Annotated in this window: 5 protein-coding genes; 1 reads left to right on the top strand and 4 read right to left on the bottom strand. The window is 67.6% G+C overall.

Features of this window, described 5'->3' with window-relative positions; all coding sequences use genetic code 11:
• Positions 1–49: 49 nt before the first annotated feature.
• From ACTIGN_RS14780 to ACTIGN_RS14765, 4 genes are all read right to left on the bottom strand, one after another.
• Positions 50–688 (bottom strand): DUF1559 domain-containing protein, encoded by a 639-nt coding sequence (locus ACTIGN_RS14780; RefSeq protein WP_439625101.1) that lies wholly within the window; start codon positions 686–688, stop codon positions 50–52.
• A 92-nt stretch (positions 689–780) separates the two neighbouring features.
• Complete coding sequence (locus ACTIGN_RS14775) at positions 781–4,530, bottom strand: protein kinase domain-containing protein (protein WP_439625099.1); 3,750 nt, start codon at positions 4,528–4,530, stop codon at positions 781–783.
• Positions 4,531–4,814: 284 nt separating this feature from the next.
• Positions 4,815–5,783 (bottom strand): DUF1559 family PulG-like putative transporter, encoded by a 969-nt coding sequence (locus ACTIGN_RS14770; protein WP_439625097.1) that lies wholly within the window; start codon positions 5,781–5,783, stop codon positions 4,815–4,817.
• 141 nt (positions 5,784–5,924) lie between these two features.
• Positions 5,925–6,608 carry an alpha/beta hydrolase-fold protein gene (locus tag ACTIGN_RS14765; RefSeq protein WP_439625095.1) on the bottom strand — a complete coding sequence of 228 codons (684 nt, stop codon included), beginning with the start codon at positions 6,606–6,608 and terminating at the stop codon, positions 5,925–5,927.
• A gap of 76 nt (positions 6,609–6,684) precedes the next feature.
• Here ACTIGN_RS14765 and ACTIGN_RS14760 point away from each other — a divergent pair, with 76 nt between their 5' ends.
• Positions 6,685–7,008, top strand: coding sequence for a hypothetical protein (locus tag ACTIGN_RS14760; protein WP_439625093.1), 324 nt, complete (start codon positions 6,685–6,687; stop codon positions 7,006–7,008).
• Positions 7,009–7,149 lie beyond the last annotated feature (141 nt).

The following is a 7,149-nucleotide window of genomic DNA, read 5'->3' as shown; positions in this document are numbered from 1 at the left end:
ATCACCAGGGAGCAGCCCCCATGCCAACCGCTCATTCTTTCCGAACGCTCTAAGCGACGGCGTCGGTCTTGCCTTTAATACGGCCGATCCAGATGCCGCCAGAGGTGATTTTCTTCATATCCCGCTCCCCCACCATCAACGTATTGCTCGTTCCATCGGTGATCAGGGCAAGGGTGAACGTTCTCCGGTAGGTGACGACGCCATTCGTGGTCTGGATTGAGCTTGTGATCAACTGGCTGACCAAGTAGTTCGAGCGGGCGTAATCGCCCGCATAGCTATTTGTCGTTCCGCCGACGGGGTCAGAGGGACATAGGAAGACGGACGGCGCTGTCTGGGTCGTCGAATTCACACCGGGGATGTCGCCCATGTAGTTCCCCGGATTCAGTGCAGTGTGAAGGGACGTTTGTTCAAGATAAGGCAAGATCTCCACCGCCCAACCCCAGTCGCCGTTCGTGTGGCCGGCTCCAATTTCGGCCCAGAAGGGTACTGGGAAAGAGAGCTTCGAGTCTTGATAGTTGTGGAGCGCCAAGCCGAGCTGCTTGAGGTTGTTCTGGCACTTCATCCGCGCGGCGGCCTCCCGGACTTTCTGAACTGCTGGCAGAAGCAGTCCGATGAGAATCGCGATGATTGCGATCACAACCAATAGTTCGATCAACGTAAAGGCCTTACGGCGCGATGGGGGCAGCATGGGGCTCCTGGCCAAATAGGATGATGTCGGGGATATTGTTCAGGCAACTTCCGGACCCATTATCAAGCAGAGAGTGAACGGGGCTCGGTCATTCACTTGGATTGGGGATCGGGAACCACGGCGTTCTCAGCCGTTGTACGGTCCGGAAAGACGGCGGGGCCGAGCGGCCGTGCGGCGAACCCCTCGGGGCGGGACCACGTCACCCGGAGCGCCGCCGGGCCGGTGGTCTGAGCGTACTCGATCCGTAAACGGTGCGGCCTGTCGGAGAGGGCGAGCGGGATCTCGCCGCGACCGCCCGCGACCCGGTCCCCGACGGGCTTCCCGTCCAGGTACACCCGCGCCTCGTCGTCCACCTCGATGCCGAGCACGTACCGCCCCGGCCGGGGTGCCTTGATCCACCCGCGGTAGCAGACTCTAAAGTGCTCGCCCCGCACCTCCGCGTTCGGTCTCGTCTGGCCCCACGCACCTCCCGGTTCGGGCTCGATTTGCGTGAGCGCGTGAGTGAGTTCGTCGGGTGCCTCGCTGGAATAGCAGAAATACTCGGCTCGCAACCCGTTGGTCGCTGCGGGGGCGAGCTTCGCCCAGTACGGGGTCACCGGGTCGGTGGGGAACGCATCGTCCACCGTGAGCGATACCCCGAGCATACGAGCGGCGAGTTCCCGCGTGAGTTCGGGGAGGTCGATGACGGTCACCACTCGCGACTCCGTCTCGAGGACCGCCAGCCCGCCGCCGACCACTCGGGCGAGATCGGAAACCGTGGCGCGGGTGGGTATCGTGAACAGCTTGACCGGGGATCCTGGCGAGACGCGCCAGAGCGTGAGCGTCTTGTCGCTGGACGCGGTCGCGAACTCCCGGGGGCCGAGCCAGCACGCGGCCGTCACGCGCTCTGTGTGTGCGGGCCAGGTCGCGACCGATTCCCCGGTGGGAAGGCGATAGATTCCCACGGCCCCGGAGTGCGATCCGACGAGGGCCAGGGGCTCGTCGGGCGAGAGCGCGAGAACGGAGGCGGCCCCTCCGAACCACGTCGCGAGTGGGTGCCCCTTCTCGTTCAGCCACGCCAACCCGCCAACGCCCGTTACGGCCAGAATCCCGGCCCGGCCGCCCGTCACCACTGAAGCCGATCCCCGGCCGCGGAGTGCTCCGACCAGCGGGTCCGAGTACTCCGCACCAGTCCTCATCATCCCGGGAAGCGAGTACGCGATTGCTTTCTCGCCCCCGACCCACAAACTGCCGCTGGGGCCGAAGCACACGGAGCGCTCCGCCGTTTCCGTGTGCGGGATGGGGAACTCCACGGATGTCCCGTCACCCAGGTTCCAGGCGATGCCCCGCCCGCCCGCCCCGCTCGCGAGCCACAACCCGTCGGGTTGCTGGACCGGGGCGACGAACGGGACCCGTGCATGGCCGAAGGGGATGGCCCGACGGGATACGGGGGCTCGGAGTGAGCCCGCTGCGGCCCACACGCCGAGTTCACTGCCCTCGTTCCCCGGTCGGGAGGCGTGCCCGGCAACGGTGTACAGGGTCCGCGCGTCCGGCGAGGTTCCGAACCGCGCGATCTGCTGTGAGCCCAGCGCGACGGTGCGGGGTCCGCTTAGTTCGTACACGCGGCCCTGGTTGCGGCCGCCGACGTACAGTCGCTTTCCGTCCGGGGAGAACGTGAACGGCGGGCCGGGTTCCCGGTCGGGCACGGGGAGCTCACAGACGCGCCGGCCGCTCCCGAGGTCGTGGAGCACGAGGCCGCGGCTGCCCGGCGAGACGACGGCGAACCGGCCGTCGGGGCTGATCCCCGTGGTCGGCACGCCGGACCCGGGTGCGGGGCGGTAGTCGATGGCCCCCGATCGAGCCCGAGAAACGAGGTCGAGGATCACGACCTGCGAGCCATCGACGGCCAGCGCCGTTCGGCCGTCCGGCCCCACCGTGACACTCGTGTGGCCGCCGATCGGGAGCGGCGGGCGCAGGTCGGACAGGTCGTGCTGGTCGAGGAACAGAATCTGATTGAGGAGCGCAAGGACCAAAGATTCCGCAGCCGGCACGGGGGTGATCGTCCGGACATCGGCCCCCAGCTCTCGCGCCGCGGTTTCTTTCCAGGTTCCCGTGTCCCAGACCTGGAGCCACCTCCCGCAGCGGGTGTACAACGACCGGCTGTCCGGGCTGAACGCGGCCGCCCCACCGTGCCCGCGCCCGCTCCACGTTGTCACCGGACCGGGTGCCGGGCCGGACACCGCCCACCGGTGCAACCGCCCCGCGCGTGAGGACATCACCAGCCACCGTCCGTCGGGGCTGAACGCCAGTCCGGCCGGCGACTCCTTCGACCCGCCCGGGCTGGTGTTGCCGAGGTCGACCGGGGCACGCAGCGTGTGGACCAGTTGCCCGGTCGCGCTGTCGAGCAACCACACGCTGAGTTGCGGGAAGCCCTCGGTCCAGCCGGGGAAGGCGAACTGGGTCGCGGCCACGAGCGGGAGCGTCGGGTGGGCGGCGAGGAAGTGCCCGTCTTCGGTCCGCTCCGGGAGCTTCCACTGAGCCACTTCGCGTGCGTCCAGGGCCGTCAACGAGGCGACCATTTCGTCCCGTAGGTCGGTGGCCCGAGCGGGGTCGTGGGCCAGACGGGTCGCGTGCGTCAGGTCCTCACGGGCCGCCCACGTCCAACCGAGTCGGCCGTTGAGGCGGCGGTTCCGGGCCTGTGTCACGAGGCGGAAGAACTCCTGGGCGTCCGCCGCCCGGTCGGCCGCCGCTCGCTCGGCCCGTGCCCGCCGCGTCTGCTCGTCTGCCAGTTCGGCCCGGACCCCGGCCAACCGCTCGCGCTCGTCCGCTTCACGCAACTCCACGCGGTGCTTCAGGGCCAGACCGAGGATCACCATTACCGCGATTAACCCCAACCCCAGGACGCGGGCCGCCGCGGGGCGCCGGCGGACCCACTTGACCACGCGCTCCAACGGCCCCGCGGGTCGCGCGCTGATCGGCTCCCCGATCAGGAAGTGGTTGAGATCGTCGGCGAGTGCTTGTGCCGTCGGGTACCGCTTCGCGGGCTCCTTCGCCAGGCACTTCAGGCACACGGTTTCCAGGTCACGGGGGATCGACGGGATCCACTTCCGCAGCCGTTCGGGCTCGGCGGTGAGCACCTGTTGGAGCGTCACCGCGGCCGAGTCGGCGAGGAACGGGGGCCGGCCCGTGAGGAGGTCGTAGAGGACGGCGCCAACGGCGTAGACGTCAGACGGGGTGCCGACCTCACGCACCTTTCCCGCCGCCTGCTCGGGGCTCATGTACGCCGGGGTGCCGAGGATCGCCCCCGAGCCGGTCAGGTCCGACCGCCCGACCTTCGCGAGCCCGAAGTCGGCGAGCCGCGGCTCGCCGTCCGCCGACAGCAGAATGTTCCCGGGCTTGATGTCGCGGTGGACGATCCCGTGGCTGTGGGCGTGCGCGACCGCCGCCGCCAACTTCGCCACGACCCCCGCCGCCTGCCTCGCCGCGAGCGGGCCGTTCTGCTTCAGGCGCGACGCGAGCGTGCCGCCCGGCAGGAACTCCATCGACAGGTACGGGAGGCCGTTGTGCTCGCCGAAGGCGAACACGCGGACGACGTGCGGGTGCTCCAGGGCCGCGACAGATTCGGCTTCGAGGAGGAACCGCGCGCGGGTCACCGGATCGGCGTACGGGCCGGCGATCACCATCTTCAGGGCGACCACGCGGTTCAACCCAACTTGTCGGGCCTTGTACACGACGCCCATCCCGCCGCGGCCCAACTCGCCTTCGATCTCGTACCCCGGGATCAGGGTTCCAGACGCCGCCGCCGCTCGCGCCACCTGCTCCGGCGATTGGGCCAGGGTTCCGGCCGCAGATTGCTGCGCCATTGTGGCGGGGGGCGCCTCCGGCGCGGGCGCCGGCAGCGTTTCGCGGTAGTCGGATGGGGGCGACCAGCCCGTCCGCGTGTTCGCGTTGTCCGGGTCGGAACCCGCGCTCGGATCTGCAGCACCAGACATGGACACCTCGGGCGACGACGTGGGCAGCGCTTCACGGCAGTGAAGGTTGGGGGGCGAGCCGCTCCCGGCGGACGCGCGCGACGCGGGCGGTGGCACCCTCAACACGCTTCGGACGAAGGTGTCGCGGTCGTGCCACTGGGGATTGATCGCGTGGTTTACCAGTCGCTCGGAAGGACGTTCCCGTCGCTCGGTGACGGAGCAGAACCCCACGCCGCTGCGGTCACGGTCCCCGAGACCGTGCGGACGCTCCCATCCGCGAGTCCGGCGACCATGCCGCCGGGGTGCGCGGTCTGCGGGCGGGTGTAGTCCGCGTCGGCGGGCTTGGGAGCAATCTGTGGGACCGCGGTGCTGAGGTACCCGAGCATCGGGGCCGCGCCCGGCGGGTTCAACCAGTACAGCGTGGCCGAACCCCACCACAAGTTGGCCCAGTTCCTGGACCCCGCCCCGAGATTGGACCCGTCGATGAAGCAGTACCGCTCGGCGAACGCGAGCGTGTTCGAGGTGCCGTCCGGGATCGTGTCGATTTTGTACTGGGCCGTCCAGTAACTCTTGTACCCGGTCCCACCCGCACCGCGGGAACCGAACAAGGGTTGGCTCGCGGAGTACGATCCGGCGGCCCGAGTCTGGAAACTCTTGAACGAGTTGCCACCGACGCTGGCGTCCAACCCCGAGTTGCTCGGGATCTGACCGTTCGGAGGCACGGTGCCGTCCGACGGGCACAGGAACGTTTTGGGAGTTGATCTGAGGTAGATTCCCGATCCGTACCAGGCACCAACCGTGACCGGGTCACCCGCCGGAGAGGTGGGACCGGTACTCCCCATTGCGGCCCGGAACAGCGGCTCTTGTTGGAGGTAGGGAAGCAGTTGGATGAAGAACGGGGTCTGCACGTTGCCGTTGAGAACGTCGAAGATGCCCGGGAACTTGCCGTCTTGCGCCCCAGTGTAGTTGTGAACGACCAGGGCGATCTGCTTGACGTTATTCTGGCACCGGATTCGGGCGGCGGCCTCGTGAACCTTCTGGACCGCGGGAAGGAGCAACCCGATCAGGATTGCGATGATGGCGATGACGACGAGCAGTTCGATCAGGGTGAACCCGAACCGCGGTCGAGGTGGCCGAAACAGCATTCCCGACTCCAAGTGGTGGAGAATAAAACACATTGCGAAGAATATCTGATCTTAAATGCACCCTCGTCAGTGCGGCGAAGAGTAGAGCAGGGCGAAGCCCCGCACAAACCAAACGGATGGATTCAAATATTCTGTCTTGCGTTAATTTACTCGCCCCTGCTCCCGACCTGCACGGGCTACAACGGTCGCGGGTGGACAGCTTTTGGTCACCCCCCGCGACCCTTCCGTTGATACGTGCTCAGCTTCGGGGCGTACCCTTCCACACCCACTCGATGGCGTGCGGGAGGAACTGCTGCTGCGCGTTGCCGTCGCAGTGGCGGGACCCTGACAGAACAGGTACTGGTACTCGTACCCCTTCTCCTTCAGCACCTCGGCCATGCGGTGGTTGGCGTGGTCCCGCACCGACCAGTACCACCGGGTGCTGACCACCTCGGGCACGTTCGTGAACCAGGCGTGGCCGTTCGACCCCAAGTTCCCCGACGGCGCGTGGGGGTTCCACGAGACGCTCAACCCCAAGGAGCCGAAGAAGCCGATCCGCCTGTTCATCCAGGTCGGCGACCGGGACCTGCTCAGCCCGAACGTGACGCGGGACGACATGCACGACTGGGTGGAGGCCATGATGAGCGCGGCCGAGCCGCGGGAGCTGCACCCCATCGCCGCGCGGCCGCCGGGGTCCTTCGTGAGCTTCACCTTGCAGTGCTTCTCCACCCGCGGCAGCACCTCGTCCTCGATGTACGTGGCGAAGTCGCCGTTCATGTTGTCGTACTCCTTGCCCCGCTCGTGCCCCTGGGCGTCGCCGCCGCCGTTCTGGAACGCGATCAGCACGATCGGCGGGATCCGCTTCTGGGCGATCAGGTTGTCGAGGACGGTCCTGTAGCCCGCGGCCCTGGCCGGGGCCGTCGTGGACCACCATGAACGGGGCCCCGGTGCCCTCCTTGTACTGCGCGGGGACGTACACCCCGACCTTGCGCTTGTAGTCGATGGTGTGCGTCTCGACGATGAGCGTCTTCGGGTTGTTCGGGTCGACCTTCCCGAACGCCTTGCGGGCGACGCCGGGGTTGAAGAGCTTGGTCTCCTTCGAGTCGATCTCGAACTGCTCCACCTTGCCCTCGGGTACGCCCTCGACCTTCTTGCGCTCCGGCGCGGGCACGTACTTCGGCCCGGTCACGAAGTTGTCGTACGCGTCGAGCGGAGGGTTAACGTACCGCTTGACGGCGTTCCCTGAGCCGCCCCACCCCGACGACGTTCCAGGTGGCGTCTTGCACCGCCCACAAGGGCCGAGCCCCGTTCTCGTCACCCAGGGCTGGTAAGGAATAGAGGTTCTTCACGATAGCGGTGGTTGTGGGTAGGATGCCAGCCCTTGCGC

The organism is Gemmata sp. (assembly GCF_051859125.1).
GTDB lineage: Bacteria > Planctomycetota > Planctomycetia > Gemmatales > Gemmataceae > Gemmata.
This window is presented reverse-complemented; position numbering and strand designations above follow the sequence as displayed.

Coding starts and splice junctions, on each gene's coding strand:
- ACTIGN_RS14770 (WP_439625097.1), bottom strand. CDS start 5,783: ATGCTGTTTCGGCCACCTCGACCGCGGTTCGGGTTCACCCTGATCGAA.
- ACTIGN_RS14775 (WP_439625099.1), bottom strand. CDS start 4,530: ATGGCGCAGCAATCTGCGGCCGGAACCCTGGCCCAATCGCCGGAGCAG.
- ACTIGN_RS14780 (WP_439625101.1), bottom strand. CDS start 688: ATGCTGCCCCCATCGCGCCGTAAGGCCTTTACGTTGATCGAACTATTG.